The organism is Fulvivirga sedimenti, assembly GCF_020328055.1.
The window spans coordinates 222,427-244,039 of sequence record NZ_JAIXNE010000001.1; the positions used below are offsets into that span (position 1 = coordinate 222,427).

Consider the following 21,613-nt stretch of genomic DNA (forward strand, 5'->3'; position numbering starts at 1 on the left):
TTTATTTGGATTCGTTCGCATTCCGGCGTATCGCCAGTCTTCCTGCGCCAAGGGCAGCACCCGCGGCTATCAGAAGTTCAATGCCACCGATGGGAACACGTCCCGGAGGTCCCGGATCACCCGGAGGGCCACAGGGAGGGGCCGCACAGGGGGCATTACCACCTGGGCCTGGGCCTGGACCACCAGGTTGAGCATACACTGCAACCGACCCGGTAAAAGCCAGGAAAACCAGGAAGGTTCGTATCAGAAATTTCTTAAATCTCATTATCTCTTAATTATTCTTTGGGTAAATACCCGATCCCCTGATGCAATTTTAAGAATATAAACGCCAGCAGGCAAGTGGGATACATTTATTTGATACTTATCTTGACCGGATTGAAGTTCATTCTCAACAAATAACCTTCCACGCATATCAATTACACTCATTTGAAGGACATCCAGTTGGTCTGAATAAACCCGAAGGTTCATGAAATTCTCTACCGGATTCGGGGCCACACTAAAGTATGCGCCAAAGTCATCACCGATTACTACATCGAGTTTCTCACTGCGTGCTATACAACCTCCACTTGCAACTTCTACTGTATAGGCACCAGAAACAGTTGGCACAATTTCACTGCCTGACACTCCTTCTATCCTTGTACCGTTCACAAACCAGGTAACATTGTCGTAGTTGGCCGACAAGATTCCATCCGAATACGTGATTTCAGGAGTCATTTCCTGAGCATTTAACTCAACATCGAAACGATCAGCTGCAACAGACTTAGGATCGTCTCCGATAGTAAACGAATAAATTACTTCCTCATCAAGCGAAATGCGTTTGTCAGCATATTTATCGATCAGGATAATTCTAATATCGCGTGTCAGGGTTTCCATACCACCCATGTTTATCGTGTAATTCCCATTTTGAACATATTTCATATCCAAAGGAATACGTACTGAGCAGCCTGCCTGCGCAAAGCTATTGATGGCCATACGATACCCGTCTGAAGAAACCGAAGCGAATTCAAAGTACCTGTCACCCCTTGGTTTAGGAGCATCTCCCCCAAATTTTACAGCATCCATGCCCGCATCTTTCCCCATCGTAGCATCGTCATGCAGGTGCAGCGCGATCTCATCACTTAATTTGCTGTTACTCATTGTAAGACGAATCACATTATCAGGCGCGCCGTTCGTACGGAAAAATTGTGTGTCATTCAGGTTGGATTTCACATCTTCCGTTACCGAAAGTGCCGGGTTATTCCCTGTAGCCTGTACCCAGAAGGCCTGTCCAGAGGCAATTCGTCCGGTTCCCCCGTTTACACCAATGCCATTCACATAGCTGGCAAACTGACCTGCCTCATTATCGCGGATATATACCGCGTCATCCATTCGTGTTTTTGTCCAGCCTGTATTCTCCCAATCAATTGCTGATGGATATGGATTACCTACCAGGTTCCATCCATCGTTTACATCATCATTTCCTCCAATCTGAGTGAAGGTCACCGGCAGCACAATGGCATCCCGATTGATCGTTCCTGTGAAGTCTATTACAGCCGGGGTCGCGCCATCTCTTACAAAGAGTGTGTATCCTCTTCCCACTTCAAGTGGCTCAGTATTGGATGCCACAGGATAGGCCACATATCCGGAATTAAAATCACCATCCACCGATTCATCATAGTTGAACATTGACGGATCAGGCAGCCATCCGGACAAATTATCGGCACCTGTAAAAGTTCCGGTAATCGGCACGTCGTCCTGAATATCGGCTACGGTAGCATTGCTAACCGGAGCGGTAATATACCTGTAGATTTCAGCAACAGGATCAATATACCGCTGTGTTGTAATATCACCATTGATCACAGCAGTCGCGGGAAGAACACCAATACTTGCTGTTTCGGTCGATGAAGAAGTAAGCGTAAATCCATTTCCCCCCGTATCAAATGTCGTGGCCGCATCAAGGTTCAGATAAGAATCTACAGATCCTGCCCCTGCCAGTGTCTTTGTGCCTCCATTCGAAAGAGTGAGGTTATAGAAATTGATTCCGGGAACTGATTGATCTGTTCCAATAAAATCTACTGTACTGCCAGTTGTTGTATACGCATTGGCTGCAGATGTGAAATTACCTGAAACAGTTATCGTACCCCCGTTTGGCAATACACGGTCACCGGTTCCTGAAGAAATGAGGTTTACATAATCAAGTGCGGGAATATTCTGCAATGCATCTCCATAAAATTCGATGGTCGCATTCGGTCCCTTCGGAAATGTAGGTGTAAAGGTTGGTGATTCCGATGCAATACGAATCGTGCCCACACTTCCTGCATTATTCATGATAATCGTTCCGGTTCCCTGGAGGCCGATAGATCCCGGACCCGAATGACTAATGGTAAGCGTTGTGGTTTCGTTGAAACCAAAGAACAGCGTACCATTAACGGTAATTGGACCGCCATTAAACGTTTTATCGGTTGCTATTCTGATGTTGGCTCCTGTATTAATCTGAAGACCGTTCGTACTGTTGAGGTTGATTGCTCCGTTTCCTTCAATATATCCAACCGTTCCTGTTATTTGGATCTGGCCGGAACCTGCATTCTGTGTAATGGTTCCATTACCGCTAAATCCGTTCCGGATGATTTTTGTACCGGTACCAGCGAGGGTAAGTGTTCCGCCCTGACGTACAGCCAGACGCCCGTTAATTGTTAGGTTATTCGCATTACCCACCGAAGAAGAAATAGTTGTTACACGAAAAACAGGAACTATACCAACTGGCGTTCCGGGGAAGTATTCTGTAATCGGGAATATCGCATTAACATCCCAGTCAAGGATCGCTCCATTCTGCCATGTTACTGACGGTGAAGTACCGTAGTTGCCTCCGGAAGTAGCATTAATGTTGATAATCGAACCAGTGGCTATCAGGGCAGTTGGTGAATCAGACGTAAGGTCCGGTGCGAAGCCACCGTTATGATTCAATGTACCCAGGATGGTAAGATCAGTTCCTGGACCATTACGAAGAAGAATAGCACCTCCACCAATTTGGGTAAGTGTACCTCCCACGGCCACAGTTACTTCATCAATTTCAATGGTTGATGCAACGGTAATCGTATTTCCACTTTGAATTGTTACAGGACCCCTGTTAAAATCAGGCGCTTCAAGCGCAGGAATCCAGGGATCATTACCGTCTAAGGAAGTTTCCCATGATCCGGGAGCAGCCCAGGTTCCTGAAGCAACCGCAGATCTGTAATGCAATGGCCCGGCGTCGTCATCCACAACCGTAAGTGTAATTTGTGACGGAGTTACAATGGACGCATTGCTTCCGCCGCTCGCATTTTGCAATTCAAAAATAAATGTTTCATCCCCTTCGATATCCGCATCGTCGGTAATGGTAATAATTTCATCATAGGTGGTTGCACCTGCAGGTATCGTCAATGTTCTTGTAACAAAGTCGCCCAGATCTGCCGGCGAACCGGATCCACCAACAAGTGCCAGATCCACCTGGGTATCCACTGTTGCGCTTGGATTGTTCAGTGCAATTGTAAGGGTTGTCGAACCAGCCGTTTCGTCAACCGGGTTGGGCGTAAATACATCCATGTAAACCTCGGTATCGGTACCCACCAGGGTAGTTGACAAGCTGAATTGATCAACGGCAAGGGCATGTTCATCATCAGTTCCTGCTATGTCAAAGTCAGTCCATCGCAACCAGAATGTAGCCCCGTCAGGAATACTCAAGCCGGTTATCGTTGCCTGCATGAAATCCTGATTTACCGGATCGTTTCCATTCAGTGTGTTGCCGACAAAAGGAATGAAGAAAGTTGGGTTCACGAAAGTGAGCGCAGGAACCTGTGTCCATGTACCATCATTGAGAACGGAAGCATCCGTACTGTATTCCACAATCAGAAAATCCGCTACAAACGGTGTGCCCAGTCTCCATTGCTCGCCAATGTAGGAGACATCCAGTTCTGTTATGGTCTTGCCGGTATTGTTTGTGAAACTTACTCCCCACTGCGTGCCGAATGTACTTGCACCAGACCTCTGGGAGCCAAGCGAACGTTCAATGGAGTTACCTGCACCGTAACTGTAGGTATCGGCAATGGCAAGACTACCATTACTTATTCCGTAATCTGTGTTGGCACCGGCACCTGATTCCAGCAAGTACCAACCGTTTGGAAGCACCCGTGGCTGAGGCCAGTCGAACGCCAGTGTATTAAATCCTTGTGCGTAATCACTCCCGTCAAGAGAAACAGATTGGCTAAATCCGGTGAGAGTAATTCCAATAAATAAAGTGGCGAGTAAAATTTTTTTCATACGTCAAACGTGTCTTTGCAAAGAGATATCAAATTTAACAGGAATTTCCTGCCTTTCCATACTTTTTTCACTTAAATAAGTAACCCAATACAATATGAAACAATAGAAATTAATTACTTAAAGACACTTTTTATCATTTCGATGGTTTGATTAATTCGGTCTTGCGGACTATTCGAGCCCGACGGAAGGCATAATCCGGTATTAAAAAGACTCTCAGAGACGCCGTTAACGACCTTTTTTGCGTCTTTAAAGACGGGTTGCAGGTGCATAGGCTTCCAAAGCGGGCGGGATTCAATATTCTCTTCTTCCAGCATAATTCGAATTTTTTCCGGGGTTATGCCTGATTTCGGATTGATCAGAATCGTTGTCAGCCAACGGTTGGAGAAATACCCTTCGGGTTCTTCCGTAAAGGTTATATCTTCAATATCCTGTAATTCCTCCTGATATTGTCTGAATATTGCGCGTCGGGCAGCAATTCGTTCGTCAAGTACTTCCATTTGTCCCCTGCCTATTCCAGCAGAAATATTGGAAAGCCGGTAGTTATATCCGATTTGCGTATGTTCATAATGGGGTGCGGGATCCCGTGCCTGTGTGGCAAGGAACCGTGCACGGTTTATCAGCGATTCATTATCAGACACCAGCGCACCGCCTCCGGACGTAGTGATGATTTTGTTGCCATTAAAGGAATAAACCCCCATCACTCCAAAGGTTCCCAGGGCTCTTTCCTGATATCGGCTGCCCAGCGCTTCGGCAGCGTCTTCGATTACCGGAATCTCATAACGTGCTGCGATCTCCATCACTTCATTGATCATGGCCGGCATGCCGTACAGGTGCACAAGAATAAGTGCTTTGGGCCTTTTCCCTTCCGCAATCAGCATTTTGACCGCTTCTTCCATTAATTCCGGATCAATATTCCAGGTTGCAGTCTCAGAATCAACAAATACAGGCTCGGCACCAAGGTAAACGATCGGATTACAGGAGCCCGCAAACGTAAAACTGGAGCACAGGACTGTATCCCCCCGTTCTACTCCGAGCATTATCAGAGCCAGGTGAATAGCAGCAGTACCGGAAGATAAAGCGGCTACAAATCCTGTATCAGCGTATACGGCAATAGATTTTTCAAAAGCGTCGATATTCGGACCAACCGGAGAAACCCAGTTGGTATCAAAGGCTTCCTGAACATATTTCTGTTCATTTTCTCCCAGGTGGGGAGATGAAAGGTAGAGTCTGTTTGGCATGCAGCAAAAATAGCAAAAAACGCCACTTATTTATTCTCCGGAAGCTGTCGCTGATACCAAAATGCAGGTATCAGTAATAACAACAACAGCGGATTCAGAACCAGTCGGTGTAAAAAAGAAATAAGCGGACCGTTATAACCTGGCATATGATATTTCAGAATGAGGTAGGGAAACAGGATCAGCACCATTCCTGCGAGTTGAACATAAATGGCAAAAATGATGTATTTCCGTTCAAAGAAGAGTGCAAAAATGATCAGGAGCGCAAACACATCGTTAAGAATGAAACGTATTGCCCGGCCTGTCGCAAAAGCCCAGAACCCCTTCCCTGCCATGTTTTTACCAAGATCTGCTATATCATTCTGAAGCAGATAAACCAGCAGTAGGCCAATCATGCCAACAACTAAAAGGATCACGCGTTTGGAAGAAATGGGGAGTTTCATCATTTTTTAATCAGGCGTGCCACCCACCACCACCACAGAAGAAATACTACGACGTAAATAATCCCGGTAAAGAAATATTTGTGTGTAAAATACAGATAATCGGGAAACGAAAGGCTCACATGATAAAGCAGTCCGATCCGGGCAAGGTTAGTCAGATGTATGACCACAAACCCCAGGGGGATAAACCAGAGCAATGCTTTTTTGGGTTTTCCGTAGGACAGGAGAAAACTGATGAAAATGATCATGACATTCAGGCCATTGCATCCCTCATAAACCGAAATAATAGGTCTGGCTACGCTATTGATGTACACCCCTGTCTGCTGATCACGCACCTCGGTAGTTGTTTCGAAGCCAAGAATATTCAAAAGAAGGTCTGTCTGGCGTGCGACCTCAATAGTAACGGGATCAGGTGAAGGCGAGAAGTGATTTACATACACACCGTACAACAGGTTCATCACCAGATACAGGGCAATGAATTTGAGCAAAAAAGCAATGGAAGGCCAGAATTCCTTAAGCATCTTCAATAGATCCGTTGAATATCAGAATGACCGCAATATAGAGTAAAAATGCTTTTCTTAAAACTAATCCGGGACACCGGGGCTCATCTGGTATCAACGCTCATGAGCCGGAACTCCCACTACCGTTTTTCCTGCGTATACATCCCGCAATACCACGGCACCCGCGCCAATTCTGGCCTCTTCACCAATATTCACAGCATTCACGAGGTTTGCGCCGCTTCCAATAAAGACTGATTTTCCAACGGTAACGCCACCTGCAAGATTTACCCCTGGCATTATGGCACTGAAATCGCCGATCTCACAATCATGACCGATTGTTGTATGCAGGTTGATCAGCACATGATGCCCTATCTTAATATCCGTGGTCATTGTGACCCCTGCGCCGACAACCGAACCATCTCCGATATGAATTCTTTCCCGGTCATAACGTACAACATTAGGGTGAATAAGTGTTGGAAATTCAATGTCACGGGCAGCCATGCCTAGGATCACATCCCGCTTAACAACAGGATTACCTATAGCCACAACCAGTGCGATCTTATCCTGTAAATTTAGCAGGGCATCCAGATCCCCGATAACCGGAAGATCATAACATACCTTCTTTTCTGGCCAGGCATCATCGAAAAAACCACGAAGATCCCATTGCGGAGTAACGCGATTGATCTCAAAAATCAGGGCAGCGACCTCTTTTCCCAATCCGCCTGCACCGTAAATGTAGAGTGGGCGGTTATTCATCATTTTTCTGCTTGTTTGTTCTTTTTGCGGGACAGCCAACTACCGTAACGCCATCCGGCACATCTTTGGTAACCACAGCACCTCCACCGATCACAGCCCATTTACCAATGGTAATATTCGGCAGAATCGTGGCTCCGGCACCTATCATGGTACCTTCACCCACTGTAATACCTCCACAAAGTGTAGACCCGGGAGCCACATGAACAAAATCACCGATGTGACAATCATGATCAATGGAGCAACGCGTATTCAGAATTACATGTCTGCCGATGGAAGTATCCGGATTGATTACCACCCCGGCCATTACGACGGTTCCTTCATCGATGCGTGCCGTCCGGGCGATCACGGCATCAGGATGAATGGCCCGTTCATAACGAATCCGAATACGTTCTGCAATTTTCTTCCGGATCGCATTATTCCCAATGGAAATCAGGCAGGGTTGCCACTCAGAATTATACGCATCAGTGGTTCCAACAACCGGAACTGACCATAATTCCTTTTTCTCCGGATCATCTTCAATGAATCCCTTTACGGAAATTCCTGACTTGTCGAGGATGTCACAAATTACCTTTGCGTGTCCGCTAGCACCGAATAGATACATATTGAGTGTTTTGAAACGCAATATAGGAAAATAGTCAGTAGTCAGTGGTCAGTAGTCAGTAGTTTCCTTGTTGTCAGTTGTCAGTTGTCTTAATGGCCGACGCCACCTCCTTCTCGTCATCCCTGCGGTACTCCCAGGTGTCCCATAAGGACATCCGGGGAGTCGGGCGGGGATCTGCTTCATTCTTATTGGAAATCAAAAAATCGCAACTATATGAATATTAGGAAGTTAGCTACCATTACATAGTCCCGATGTGACGAGGGCGGAAGATTACACCGGGATAAAAGAGGGTCGGCTCAATGCCGGGAGATTACACCGGCCTGTCCGCCGTAGCCTTCTGCGATACCCGAAGCCTAAGCGAAGGGTATAGCGAAGGCGGGGATGACGGGTGAAAAAGGGGTTGCGGCTCAAAGCCAGCAGGTTATACCGGAATGACGGTTCGGGGACACGGAACACCCTATTCCCTATTCCCTATTTCCTATTGCCTATTCCTTATTATCAATTATCTGCCAACAACAGATCCCGGCCCGACTCCCTGATTGTCCCTATTGGGACCTCAGGGAGTACCGCCGGAATGACGATCTGGAAGGAGCAGCCTACACCCTATTCCCTATTTCCTATTCTCTTTTCCCTGCTTATTATGATCTATTCATACGCAACACGGCATCGGTAAATAACACCGTTTGCTACCAATACGCCGTCCCGATGGGACGGAACATCCTATTCCCTATTTCCAGTACCTGTCAACTACCACTACTGACTACCTGCCTGCCCTCCGGGAGGCGGGCTGACCACTGACTACTGACTACTGACCACTGACTACTGACTACTGACTAACAAGAACCCGTTTCACTCCGGTTCTTTCACGGGTAACGATGCGCAGAATGTATACGCCTACCTGAACGTTGGACAGATCAATTACAGGATCTGACAGGGAGATTTGTCCGGACTTAACCAGGCTTCCGGTAAGGGTGATAAATTCATACTGAACATCAGATCCTGCTTCATCCGGGAGATAGACTTTTATATGGTCTGTTGCCGGATTTGGCGCGATAGCGATCGCATTAGAGAATTCCTCATCCACACTTGCCACGATGTTAAAATCAAGAGTCGTGGATGCCTGGCAACCGTTCTGGGTTACTGTAAGGGTATAGATTCCTTCCTCAGTAGGAGTAATCCTGTCTGCAGTGGATATAACAGTACCGCCAAATGACCATTCATTACCAACCGGGTAGTTTGAAATCAGTTCATTATTGGACTGTACAATCTGTGGTGTAACAACTGTTCGCGTAATGGTAATTGTTTCCAGTAAATCAATTTCAGCACCGCAGGCAGGTGCCGTTGCCGAAATTTTAAATGTATTGGTCGCCTGCAGATCCGCAGAAGGAATATCAATGATATTGGTTTGCCCAGTTCCGGTAAACGTACTTCCATATGGCTGACCGTTCAGATATGCCTGATAGGTGATGCCCGGCTGTGTGGTGTTCATAATAACGGTTGCATCTGTATCCGGACAAACAAAATCATTGGACTGAAGATCGATTGCTGTATTTACCAGCACCGCCAGATCAATACTAAAAATGAGTTGAAAACGATCGGTAAAGGTTGCTGCATTCAATTCATCCACGGTGAAATCGTATGAATTCTGTGAACGAACATCAATATCTGTACTTAGAAAATTATCCCGCAGCGTGATATCATAGGGATATGTGAAGCTTGTAAGCTCGGAAAAGCTAATTGTGTAGGTTCCATTCACCATGTCATTCAGCTGAATGTCAATTTGCGCCTGGCATCCAAACGGTTCAATATAATTCAGTGCCAACGGAGTACCATCATCGGCCTTTGTTGAAAGATCAAATCCCTGGTTATCCAGTTTAACTGCGTCCAGACCGGCATCAAAACCATTTGTAGCATCCGGCCAGACAGCCACGACGGTTTCATCAAATTCAGCTCCGTTTTCGAGTGTGATGATCAACTGATCAGATGGATCTGCAAAAACGGGAGGTGAAGCAGGATCTATTTTAGCGGATTCTTCAATAATCAGATTTCCCGACTGGGATGCCTGAACCCAAAAAGTATGTCCGGCAGGTATGACCCCATTTGTGATCACTGTACGGCTCGAATTACCGGCTCCCGTTCCATTCCAATACAGAAAACGGCCATCCATTTCAAGCACAATCATATTATTCACACTGGCTTTGTCCCATCCGCCGAGCTGATCCCATCCAATGGGTGCCGGATAGGGATTCGCTACCAGGTTCCAGCCATCTGCACCTGGCATGCCAGTGTCGGTTAATGATACAGGTATGGCAATCTGTCCCTGATTAAGGGTACCTGTTACATCTATTACCATATCTCCATTGCCTTTCACCAAAGCCTTGTAACCGGTTCCAACATTCAATAATTCTGCATTTGATGTTGTCGGATAGGCTGTAAAACCGGTGAACTGGTCACCTGATTGGGTTTCATCATAAAAAAAGAGAGACGGTGTTGACGGACCTGGAGACGCGCCGGTGAACGTTCCATACACATCAAAATCATCCTGGAGCTGGGCAATATCGGCATCTGAAACAGCCGAACCCAGGTATACATCAATTCCCGTGGGTGTTGTTCCGCCCTGGAATCGTTCAACTGTAACAGATCCATTTATCGATGATCCGGGAGGAATGATCTGTATACTTCCGCCATTGAGCGCATCGGTACCTGCCTTTACAATCAGATTGTCATTGGTGTTGATCACCGCAGCAAAAATGAAGGACATTTTACCGGTTAGGTTCAGTACGGAAGTAATATTCACCTCGCCACCTGTTTTATTCAGAAGAATGTCTTTGATCGAAGCGCCCTGAACATTTAAATTCTGTATCGCAGTTCCGGAAAGCTGGAGTGCGTTGTTGAATTGAACTGCAGCTGCAGCATTAATGTCAAGATCACCCGACAAACGGATATTATCAAACGTCACATCCGATCCCGCGGTAAGGAGTACGTTGTTAAATGTCGCCGCATCAGTCGCAGTTACGGCAGTAACAGATTCAAATGTCACCTGTCCGTTATCATTCGAAAAGGTTCCCAGATCCTGATCCCAGGATGCGCCTCTCATGATGAAATTCACCCCTGGAGCGAAAATACCACCCGAAACGAGTGAAACATCACCATTGATAATCAGGTCATTCGCAATAGTCACCGGTCCGCCCTCGATGGTCAGATCACCGAGCTCATCGATTCCTGCACCCGGCAATTCAGGTCCGGCCGTAATAGATCCGCCCCTGTAAGTGAGGTTATAATTACCTGAAAATAATCGCGGATGTACGCCCGTTAAGAGGGCATTGGAGTGACGGATAACATCGCTTTGATTCAGTAACAATATACGATCCGAAGCATTATCGAAGGTTCCATTCCGAAGTTCCAGTAACTCAAAAATCACAAGGTCAGCCCCCGGAGCGTAGGTCGCCCCACTTCGGGCCAGCGTAAATGACTTTAACTGATTCGTGGCATCTGCAAAAGGGATGCCGCCAAATGCACCGCTTCCGGTAATGATAATATCTGAAAGTAAATTAGTTCTGATGTCCCCGGAACCGGAAATAATATCTCCTTCAATTTCAAGTGCATAACCGCTTATATCAAGAGTACCATCGCCGAGCGTAAGATTACCCTTAACCGTGAGATCCGTTACAAGATCTACCCCGCCAGGGCCCGTGCGGTCTAGTTCAAAATTATTGATGGTCTGGGGAGTAGGCGGAAATGGAAAATTTCCCATATCTCCATTTCCGGTGAGGTAAATGGATGCGTTGGCGGTTGGATAAATATAAAATCCGCCAGCAGCAGAAAGCGTGCCCGACAGACTGAGGGAGTTGGAATTAAGGTAGAGTGCACCCCCGGATAATGAAAGTGCGTTATCCAGCGTTACATCGGATACCAGTTCTACGCCTTGCGGATTTTCAATGATCATGGGCACTGCGGCAGGATGCCCGTCACCGACATACTGACGAACCGACCCTGCATAAATTATTTGAGTACCATTTCCATACGTTCTGCTTGCTCCGGGAACCTGGATATTTCCGCCGCTGCCCAGCTGCAGGGCTCCATTGGCATCAAGACTACCAAGATAAAGATCAACATTGGTTCCTGTCGTAAAAGACCCAATGCCGGAGAGTATGCTTTCATTGAGATAAAGAGCTGTACCGTCGGCAACCTGATAGTTGATCTCGCCACTGGTTGTTGTAATATCCGCTACCTGATCCGTTCCCTCAAACTCCAGGATTGATGAGGTGGCACTGGTAAGAACTCCGGTAGAGGTGATATCTCCGCTCACATGCAGCGATGCATTACCTGTGGGTCCGCTAATGTTCAGCGTACCTTCGTTTAACAGCATTCCTGATAACGTCACATCGAATGATGCATTCGAACTGATGATCACCGAAGTACCTGGTTTGGTGATGAAATCATTTCCGATACCCAGGGTTAGAGCGGTGCCGCCGCCGTATAATTCCAGGATCTGACCGTTTGTATTTTCGATGATCAGATCATGTGAAATAACTGAAATGTTTTCGGTAAGGGTGATGTCTGAAGCCTGTGAAGCATTATCCCAGATAAAATTATAAAAGGGGCCGGTTACATTGGCAGGAGCATTATTCTGAATTCCGGTGAATTTCAGTGTGGATCCGGATGACCAGCCGATTTCGGGGACTGAGCCCCCATCCTGTGCATGTTCATATTCGCCCTGAACTGAAAAATTAAGGCTTGAACTAATAACGGATCCCTGGTTAACCATCTTCGCACCTGGTTCTATGCTAAAAAATCCGTCGAAAATCGTTGTTCCATTCCCGATGGTAACTTCGAGGTCAGTTCCTGCCCCATCTGCAAGTGTGACGGTAATTCCGGCTGCAACAATGAGCGATGCATCTTCTCCAACGAGCAGTTCATCGAGGGTAATATCTGCATTGATCGTTACTGTGGTGAATGACTCAATGAGAATATTGCCTGCAGCGACGTCCGGCACATTGGCAGTATTCTGCCAGGAAGTACCATTGAACTCTTCCCAGGTATTGCTGTCTTCCCAGTCGCCGTCCTGCCGGCTTCGGAAGTTATTTTGCGCTACTGCTGAAAATGAAATTAAGCCTGCTGCGACTATAAGTAAAAAATGCTTCATATCGATAAAAATTAGCCGATATGCCGTTTTTTCAAATCAAAATAGGCATACCTCTCCCCTATAATATTCTAAGGTAAACCATTAAACAGTTAATTGTGAGGTGATTTGGGGGCAGATATTACATGGATAAGATTGGATTGCAGTCAGCGCCGAAGGGGTCCGCCTCTGGCGGATAGTCAGTAGTCAGTAGTCAGTAGTCAGTAGTTGTATTCATCTTAAATACATGATCCCCTCCAAGATTTACAGCCAAGACGAATCCTGCGATGGTAATTGCCTACTATAGAATTAAGTATCGCATTCAATCATAAGCAAAAAAATAGCTTTATTGTATTCCATATTCTTGAGGATCCCGAAATAAATTCGGGATGACGGGACTAACTACTGACTACTGACTACTGACTATAATTCGCTGCCTTTAAACTTTTCCATCGTAGCACTCGTCCCGCTGCTGATACCTTCCCGCTTAAGTACGTTAGCCACGGTCATAAAGAGAATTCTCATATCCAGCCAAAACGACTGATGGTCAACATAATACACGTCGTATTTGAATTTCTGTTCCCAGCTGATGGCATTCCGCCCATTTACCTGCGCCCAGCCGGTAATGCCACCCTTGACCTCATGGCGGCGCGCCTGTTCTTCATTGTAAAGTGGCAGGTATTCCACAAGCAACGGGCGTGGGCCTACCAGCGACATGTTGCCCATCAGGATGTTGAATAGCTGGGGTAGCTCATCTATGGATGATTTTCGCACAAACGTGCCGACTTTTGTAAGCCTGTCCTCATCGGGCAGCAACTCCCCATTCGCGTCCCGCTCGTCGGTCATGGTCTTGAATTTAACCAGCCGGAATATCCGGCCGTTCTTCCCGGGACGCGGTTGCACAAAAAATGCACTGCCCCGATTGGCAATGGTGAGCGCAATAGCGGTAAGTATCCAGACGGGAGAAGTGATGGCCAGTCCGAACAGCGCGGCAAATAAATCGCCAAGGGGCTTTATGAAGTTACGGTAGATCATTGAACAAGCTCCCGGTATTCTTTGAGGAGCGCCTGCCAGATGGCGCTCTGACTGTAATTATCAACCACACTGGCTCGTGCTGCCAGTCCGAACAGCCCACGCAGATCCGCATTTGAGGCATAGCGATTCATGGCTTCCAGCAACGCTTGCGAATCCTTTGCCGGTACGATGATCCCATTTTCACCATCCGCTATAATCTCATTGCAGCCATTGATATCCGTTACAATTACCGGCAGCTGAAAGCTTGCGGCCTGCAGGACCACATTTGGAAATCCTTCGCGGTAAGACGGGAATACAAATACATCCGTCATAGAAAGATAAGGACGGATGTCGGACTGAAACCCTACGCTGTGGATCCGCGGATGCTCCGTTATGGCTTTTCTTGTATCTGCAGACACAGGATCAAGATGATCCTCAAAGGGACCGACCAAAACAAGATGGGAGTCATTTCGGATTTCTGAAAGTTTTAAAAAAGCGGTTATAAGCTCATTGATGCCTTTGTCTTTTACAATTCGACCGACGAAGGTAAACACAAGCTCTTTCTCACCGATACCCAGTGAATTCCGAAGGTTACTGCCTTGAGCGGACAAAGCCGGGGTGTTCTGAAAAAAATCGGTATCGATACCGTTGGAGCTGCCCTTGCCGATTACTTTCAGCTTCTGTTTATCCACCGGAATGGATGACTCGATGAATGACTTCAGATTCATGGAATTTGGATAAACCGCTGTGGCACATGAGTATGTAACTCGTTCTGCAGCTTCCAGAATTTTTCTTTTTGTACCGGTTGCCTCCATCAGGGGCATTCCTGCTACTGTATGGAGTCTGTGAGGAACGCCCGCCCATAATGCAGCCATCATTCCAATCAGTCCGGCCTTAGGGGTGTGCGTATGAACGATGTCGGGTTTTATTTCCTTCAGCCAGTTGCGCAATTCAACAACGGCTTTCATGTCTATGAAGGGCGTAATCTTTCTGGTCAACGGGAAAATTTTATGAGGGACTCCCTCCCTTTCAGAAAACCTCGTGATCTCCGGACCGTCTGCGCTTGCTGTGAACACCTCGATATTCTGTTCGCGCATAAATTTCAGCTGTCCGCGTAACAACAGGTCCAGCGAAATGGGTACGGTAGTAATTCTGACCAGCTTAATTGGCTTCATGCAACAATTTTTCTGTAAATCCGGCCATGGATATGCTTTGAAAATTATGGCGTTCTGAAAGCTTTTGGTAATGCTGAAGGATCAGTTCCAGGTCAGCAAGGTTCTTCTCCGGGTGATTACCGAAGTTATGCGGATGCCACCAGAGGTGATAGTGTTCGCCTGATTTTGCTGCCTCTTCCATCTCACTGAAAATACGTTTCAGTTTTAGCCGTCCAAGACGTGCTTCTTTTTCGGTCCAGGGCCGGAGTAGCCGGCTGGCAGGGATCAGGAGCGGATCTGTGGGTTTCGGATCCGGGAAGCTTGATTTTTTCCCGATGGGCAGGAAGGCATCTGCGCCACGCACCAGGCGTTTGTAGCGTGATTCATCCTGGGTACTGTCGATATGCCAGAACCAGTCCTTCGGGTTGGAACGGACCGAGGTAATTCCCTCCTCCCTGCACACCATGAGATACTGTTCATTAAACTGGTTGCGTGGGAAGACAAGCGATTTCAAAGTAACACCAAACTTATCCCGGGCGATCTTTTGTGCGGCCTGAAGGTCGGCACGAAACTGTTCCGGGGTTTGGCCTTCTTCATTGCAATAGTAATGGCTGTAGCTATGGGTGGCCAGCTCCTGGTAGGGCGTATCAAGGATCTTCCGGATCAATGAAGGCGCGTAATGAAAGGGATCTTCCTCCTCATCGGCACCTATGCCATCATTTTGGATGTAGTCATAGGCGGCAATGGGCAATTTATACGTAGGCCGATCAGGCCGGTATTGTTCAAGTTCCTGCCGGGATTCATGGAAGAGAAGCCCGACCGTAGCCCAGGTGACATGCGTCTGATATTTCTTAAACAGGGTCAGCAGATCGGGGATCATTTTACGCGTGCGCATGAAGTAGGGTTTCATGGGCTCCAGCGGCCATTTTTCACTGCCTCCCCAGTGCAGTTCGAAATCGAGCGATATGATAAAATGGCCGGGCATGGGGCAAATTTAGTATTTAGAAATTTAAAGTGGCATCTAAATTGATTCTAACATCACTAATGGCTTAATTTTAAAAAAATTTAACTATGCGTTCAATATTAATCTACATACTGCTTCTGAGTTCTTTTGCCTTGCATGCCCAGGATCGGAAGACCATTGTTTATGATGGATCGGATCTAAAGACTTTTTTTAATGAGTTGAAAGATAATTCTATTGTCATTTTTAAAAATGAAGAGATCATTTACGAGGAAACTCTCATCGTTGAAGGCAAGACTAATATCGAATTTCAATTTAACGGATTCACAATTAAATCGGTTACCAATGGGGAAAATGCGACACCTTCAGATCCTGTATATAAAAACAGGTGGCCCAGAAACAGGGCACATTTTGTAATTAAGAATTCTGATTCCATCATCGTCCGTGATCTGCGGATAGTAGGACCAAATATCAACGGTGGCGTCAAAGAAGAGGCTTATGTTAAAGAGTTGGAGGCACAGCACGCTCTGGAGCTAAGAAACACATCATATATACAAATAACAGACTGTGCATTCAGTCAGATTTATGGAGATGGAATTTACATAACAGGCACGAGTGAAAATATCGATATAACAAAATCGATCATTGAAAAGAATGGCAGACAGGGTATTGCGATAACAAACGGTTCTAATATTTCAATCAGGGAAAACCAAATTTCTATGATCAGAAGGTCTCATATTGATCTGGAACCGAACAATGACGGTGAAATTGTTTCGAATGTTTTAATTGAAAATAATGAATTTGGAAGGCAGCGCCTAAATTGGGTTGCAGCTGCCAGCAGCAAGGGAGTAGTGAGAAATGTGACCGTAAAAAATAACATGGTTAATTCGGCCGGAAACATTTGGATTGGGAATAAATCAAATAAACACATGCAGGGGCCGTATATATTTGATACTAATACATCGACAAAAATATATGGCACAAATAATGGCGGAATCTGGAGACTGATACGCGTAGATGGATTCAAAGCTGTAGCAAATAATATCATGGCGCAGGCAAACCGTAGAATGTTTTTAATATATGCGACCGATAGTGAAAATATTGAATTAGGCGAAAATGAAGTACCTAACGGCCGAAATCAATATAAAACCTATTTCGGAAAAGGAGCCAACAAATGAATCACGATTGATTTACCACTTTAGAAGTCTTCTTGGCTCGTCTCCTGAACTCAAGGTATCGGACCATTTTTTGCTGATCGAGGAATGCAATCACGAAGAAAAGAAAAAGAAACATTACCTGAGATTTCTGTCTTATTGCAATTCCCAAATTCCCACTAATCTGTGCCAGGGCAATTGAAACAAAAATGAAGCTGAAGAAAGCTGCCTTAACCAGATAGTTCCCCTTTACAATAAAACTAAACCCTTTTATGTTCAAAATAATAAGGAGCATGCCCAGATAAAAGACATTCTCAAAACTTACTATCAATCCGAGCAGTCCAGGTGCATCAATGAACAACGGCCTGAAAAGGAAAGTAAACACCTGCATGGGCAAACTGTAACTGGTAATATCCACACCTGAGGTTGCCTTTGTTAACTCCTCCGCCCTGTGGGTTAAATCCAGCCCCTGGGCAAATTCTTCGCCCTGTTCAATTCCTACAAGGGTGAGAACATCTTCATAAATAAAATAGAAACTAATAATTGAAACCAGTATCAACGCCACCCGAAGAGAGGTATTTAATCCCTTTGATGAAAAAGTAAAAGCAAGGATTGAGGAAATAATCATTACCAACATGATATGCGGCCGCACATGATAAATAATGAATGAACCTATCAGCAATGGCACGAATCTTTCTTTTGGAGAGGATAAGGAAAAGAAAAAGAGTCCCATTCCCAGTAAGATAATCGAACCTTTCCCAAAGGATGCACTCCAGAAATGCAGGTTAGGAAGCAGGAATATTATCGGCAGAAGTTCAATGCCAAAGACTTTATGCCTGAATTTAACATGTTCCTTAAAAAAAATATAAAAGTAAATGAATCCAAGAAAACCCATAAATGAGAAAAGTACCATCATTGCTTCATAGGAAAATCCAAAATACCGAATGAAAGGATAGCCTACCCATTCAATAAATGTTGTGCTGGTTCCATAAAAATCGATCCAGGACGGACCGCGGTAATCCAGCATGACTTTTTCATAGTAAAAGTGAGAATCTGACGGGTTGAATGCGGCATAAAGAAAATACACCACCGACATAAACAGATGCATAAAATAAATATTTTGCATCAGTGATACGTTGAGGAAAGGGAATCTGGTGCCATATTTTGCAATTATTCTGAAAGATGCAATCCCCGTGATAATAAGAACAATAATTCCAACTATCATATCAGAATAATTCTAAATCCCCCAATGTCGCATCCCACGGGTCGATCTCCTTTAAGTCGACCGGCAGATTATCCTGCAGATAACGGACAGTTAGGACAGGCCCTATACGCCTGGCTTTTCCAAATCCGGCCTCTTTTATAGCCTGGGTAAGTATCCCGTCACCAGCATTTGCGACTGACCAGTAGGCTGGCTTGAAGGTCTGACCGATGATTCTCATAGCCCTCTTTAGCTTATGTAGTGCCAACGGACTGTTGCTCTGAACCTCACAAATCCGTAGTTCAACGCCGTATTTCTGGACCTTTGGGTAAAAGATCATCAGCATCTGTTCCTGGTCATACCCATCAAGGTACCCGTAATAATGCTGAATCGGGCAATCCACATACCGCCATTTGAGATATTTTTTATTCTTAATGGTATTGATCCCGGTGGGTCGTGGATAACGCGCCATACTGTCATCAAAATTCTTCAGGGCAGTCGGTAAATGATAGATTGGTAAAACGGGATCCACATCGGGAGAATTAACCTTTCCGGTGATATAAGCCCTCACCATTTTTATTAAGCTGGCGATACGTATCCTTACTGGTAATTTACCCACTTCTACCCAACCCATTTTCAGATAGCCCGGACGGCTTTGGGTGTTGGGCGTATTGAAGATGAAATGATCACCTTCTTGAGCACATTTTTCAAGCAGCTGCATTGTGAGCTTCTTGAATATCCCCTTCCCCTGGTAATCGGGATCGGTTGCTGTATCCACAGCCCTTAGTGCATTATATTTCTTTCCCGACCAGCGCCAGGACCAGCGCATAAAGGCTCTTACGCCAATAATTTTACCATTGTCCTCTGCGATGAGTACAGGTGACGGGCCAAAAGGGTTATCGACATGTTTCCAGTTCCAGTATGAAAGCGTCTTGGGAGATGATGTTTCACCAAGACTGCGCTTCAGGCAAGCAATTATACCTTCGAGATCTGCAGGATTGGCGGGTCGGAATTCCATATAGGATACTTATTGAACTACGAATATAAACATTCTGTTCAAGCCTTCGATGCATATTCCTGATAGATTCCCTCGAGGTTCCTGACCATCTGCTCCATGCTGAAAGCGTCAACAATCCGTTGCCGTCCTGCAGATCCCATGATTCTGCGTTTATCGGAATCCTCTATCAGGTCAGTAATATAATTAGCAAGGGTTTTCCATTGATCTACCGATGCCATCAGTCCATGTTGATTATGAGTAATAATCTCGCCGATCCCACCTGCATCGGTTGTAACAACAGCACACTCCATACTCAATGCTTCGAGTAGAGCAATAGGAAGACCTTCGAATGACGACGACATCAGGTAAATATCCATGGCCGACAGGTATGGCCTTACTTCTGTTTGTAAACCAGCCATATGCACAACCTCCTCCAGTTCCAGTCGTTTACGTTCTGCGAGGATCTCCTCCTTCAAGGGACCATCTCCCACAATGATGCCCCGCACTTCGGGATGTCGTTGATGCACCGCTTTAAAAATCTGCAGCCATTCAACAATTCTTTTTTGAAAACGAAATACAGCGATGGTTCCAATAACGACGGTACCTTCATCATAACCCAGCTCATTTCTCAGGCTTATCCCGGACAGCCGGTCGCGCTGAAAATTAACTGTATTTACACCATTGAGAATGGTTCTTACCGGTATTGAGGGGTTTATGTTTTTAATGATGGAATCACGTACATCTTCTGATACAGCAATCGCAGCTGTCTGGCTGTTAAAGGTCCACCTGTTAATGTTAAAAGTTACGCGATGATAACGCTCCTGTTTATTATGTTCGGTATAAACCATCGGGATCCCCGTCTTACGATGAACAAGGCGCCCGAGGAATCCAGCCCAGGGTAAATGACAGTGAATGAGTTGAATATTGTTATTACGACAATAATCCACAACTTCATTCCTTTTTCGCATAATGGCTATATTATTGTTTGCCTCCATGCATGTTACCTTCCCTCCGTTTTCTTCAATAGAGCTGACCATCTGGTCTTTCCAGGGGAGGAAGTAGACATAGTGAAATTCAAATTTGTTCTGGTTGTGAAGTTTAAGTGATTCCGGCAATAATGTTTCAGCGCCGCCCCGCCCAAGAGATTTGATGATATGAAGGATTTTAATTGCCATGAATCCGGTTTTTCAATATTTGAGCAATAAGTCTGTTTCCGTGGCTGTTCCAATGTTCATCACATGGTAGAAATATATCCATGGAATCAGTGTCCTGCAATGAATCCCTGATTGAAATGAAGTTGATATTCTCAACACCAGGGTATTCTTTAATTTGATTAAAATATTCTTCAAATATCCACCCTTCCTTGTCTAAAACCTCGCGGTTAGGCAAAAGGAGACAGTAAACCTTTTTATTCTTACCCGCCAAGCTATCAATTTGTATAAGATTATAGGCAATTCGGTCAATTAGCGCTTTATCAAATTTTTCACCATAGTTTCTTATATGAACCGGGTCACTTGCCATTTTAACTCCCTTCAGATTTAAAAGAGCGTGATAAATAAATGAATACTCATTCAAAATAACTTTCATACTTTGCGAAGTATTTTTCGATCTTGAGTAAACAGAATTATCGAGAGCTACGGTGCCGTATTCAATTTCAAAATCAGGAAAATCACCAACAAGATAGGGCCGGTATCGTCGACGGTTACGCCATTTATCGATATCTTCATCCGATATGTCTGTTGGCAGGTTCAGGCCGATTATTACCTCATCATGCGGGAGCATTTTGTAAAGTTTTTCATAAATGAGTCGATATTGTGTAGGTCCGAAATGTCCGGAAATAGCGAGATTATAGGTTTCCCGGTTAGTCATAAGTCCGTACAGGTCGGAAACCCTGCTCTTTGTATTGATTCCATATCCTTCAATATATGAATCCCCGAGAAAAACCGTACCGTTCTCGGATGTGGACAGATCCCATTCGATATCACGGGCACCGAATGAATTGGAACTGTATTGGATATCAAAGCAATTGCCTGTTATTCGTGTATCCATATTCGGCTGCCGCCAAATCCCCACGACGCTGTCGATATCTGCCAGGATATTGTCTTTTGTAATTAGTGTCTGATCATATGTGGGAGCAGAAAAAGGCCAGAATCCAGCTTTATTCAAAAGCAATGCACCACCTTCAACAAGAACCAGAAGCAAG

The 21,613-nt window shown here is 45.4% G+C and carries 16 protein-coding genes; 1 reads left to right on the forward strand and 15 read right to left on the reverse strand.

What is annotated here, in order from left to right; genetic code table 11:
* Nucleotide 1: 1 nt before the first annotated feature.
* The 11 genes from LDX50_RS00910 to LDX50_RS00960 all read right to left on the reverse strand — a co-directional run bounded on the left by LDX50_RS00910 (nt 2) and on the right by LDX50_RS00960 (nt 16,082).
* Entirely contained in the window at nt 2-265 is a 264-nt protein-coding gene (locus LDX50_RS00910; protein ID WP_225696522.1) for a hypothetical protein, read from the reverse strand.
* Nucleotides 265-4,275, reverse strand: a complete 4,011-nt coding sequence (locus tag LDX50_RS00915; RefSeq protein WP_225696523.1) for a T9SS type A sorting domain-containing protein — start codon at nt 4,273-4,275, stop codon at nt 265-267. Before LDX50_RS00915 ends, LDX50_RS00910 begins: the two co-directional genes overlap by 1 nt.
* Nucleotides 4,276-4,388: 113 nt before the next feature.
* Nucleotides 4,389-5,513: an aminotransferase class I/II-fold pyridoxal phosphate-dependent enzyme gene (locus tag LDX50_RS00920; RefSeq protein ID WP_225696524.1), complete on the reverse strand. Its 1,125-nt coding sequence runs from the start codon at nt 5,511-5,513 to the stop codon at nt 4,389-4,391.
* Nucleotides 5,514-5,539: 26 nt separating this feature from the next.
* Complete coding sequence (locus LDX50_RS00925; RefSeq protein WP_225696525.1) at nt 5,540-5,956, reverse strand: exosortase F system-associated membrane protein; 417 nt, start codon at nt 5,954-5,956, stop codon at nt 5,540-5,542.
* Nucleotides 5,953-6,471 (reverse strand): exosortase family protein XrtF, encoded by a 519-nt coding sequence (gene xrtF / locus LDX50_RS00930; RefSeq protein ID WP_225696526.1) that lies wholly within the window; start codon nt 6,469-6,471, stop codon nt 5,953-5,955. The genes LDX50_RS00925 and xrtF overlap by 4 nt, the downstream gene beginning before the upstream one ends.
* 93 nt (nt 6,472-6,564) lie before the next feature.
* Nucleotides 6,565-7,209, reverse strand: coding sequence for an acetyltransferase (locus tag LDX50_RS00935; protein WP_225696527.1), 645 nt, complete (start codon nt 7,207-7,209; stop codon nt 6,565-6,567).
* Nucleotides 7,199-7,807, reverse strand: a complete 609-nt coding sequence (locus tag LDX50_RS00940) for an acetyltransferase (RefSeq protein WP_225696528.1) — start codon at nt 7,805-7,807, stop codon at nt 7,199-7,201. The genes LDX50_RS00935 and LDX50_RS00940 overlap by 11 nt, the downstream gene beginning before the upstream one ends.
* 826 nt (nt 7,808-8,633) lie before the next feature.
* Nucleotides 8,634-12,953 carry a T9SS type A sorting domain-containing protein gene (locus LDX50_RS00945; protein WP_225696529.1) on the reverse strand — a complete coding sequence of 1,440 codons (4,320 nt, stop codon included), beginning with the start codon at nt 12,951-12,953 and terminating at the stop codon, nt 8,634-8,636.
* A 399-nt stretch (nt 12,954-13,352) separates the two neighbouring features.
* A complete protein-coding gene (locus LDX50_RS00950) occupies nt 13,353-13,964 on the reverse strand; it encodes a sugar transferase (RefSeq protein WP_255647309.1) in 612 nt (203 codons plus the stop codon).
* Entirely contained in the window at nt 13,961-15,118 is a 1,158-nt protein-coding gene (locus tag LDX50_RS00955) for a glycosyltransferase family 4 protein (RefSeq protein ID WP_225696530.1), read from the reverse strand. The genes LDX50_RS00950 and LDX50_RS00955 overlap by 4 nt, the downstream gene beginning before the upstream one ends.
* Nucleotides 15,105-16,082: a polysaccharide deacetylase family protein gene (locus LDX50_RS00960; RefSeq protein WP_225696531.1), complete on the reverse strand. Its 978-nt coding sequence runs from the start codon at nt 16,080-16,082 to the stop codon at nt 15,105-15,107. Before LDX50_RS00960 ends, LDX50_RS00955 begins: the two co-directional genes overlap by 14 nt.
* An 86-nt stretch (nt 16,083-16,168) precedes the next feature.
* Here LDX50_RS00960 and LDX50_RS00965 point away from each other — a divergent pair, with 86 nt between their 5' ends.
* Entirely contained in the window at nt 16,169-17,236 is a 1,068-nt protein-coding gene (locus LDX50_RS00965) for a right-handed parallel beta-helix repeat-containing protein (RefSeq protein WP_225696532.1), read from the forward strand.
* Nucleotide 17,237: 1 nt separating this feature from the next.
* Here the strand turns inward: LDX50_RS00965 and LDX50_RS00970 are convergent, their stop codons facing one another.
* The 4 genes from LDX50_RS00970 to LDX50_RS00985 form a co-directional block, all read right to left on the reverse strand.
* Nucleotides 17,238-18,320, reverse strand: a complete 1,083-nt coding sequence (locus tag LDX50_RS00970) for a hypothetical protein (RefSeq protein ID WP_225696533.1) — start codon at nt 18,318-18,320, stop codon at nt 17,238-17,240.
* A gap of 118 nt (nt 18,321-18,438) precedes the next feature.
* Nucleotides 18,439-19,431, reverse strand: coding sequence for a GNAT family N-acetyltransferase (locus tag LDX50_RS00975; protein WP_225696534.1), 993 nt, complete (start codon nt 19,429-19,431; stop codon nt 18,439-18,441).
* A 38-nt stretch (nt 19,432-19,469) separates the two neighbouring features.
* Nucleotides 19,470-20,585: a glycosyltransferase gene (locus LDX50_RS00980; protein WP_225696535.1), complete on the reverse strand. Its 1,116-nt coding sequence runs from the start codon at nt 20,583-20,585 to the stop codon at nt 19,470-19,472.
* Nucleotides 20,575-21,612: a hypothetical protein gene (locus LDX50_RS00985; RefSeq protein WP_225696536.1), complete on the reverse strand. Its 1,038-nt coding sequence runs from the start codon at nt 21,610-21,612 to the stop codon at nt 20,575-20,577. The genes LDX50_RS00980 and LDX50_RS00985 overlap by 11 nt, the downstream gene beginning before the upstream one ends.
* Nucleotide 21,613 lies beyond the last annotated feature (1 nt).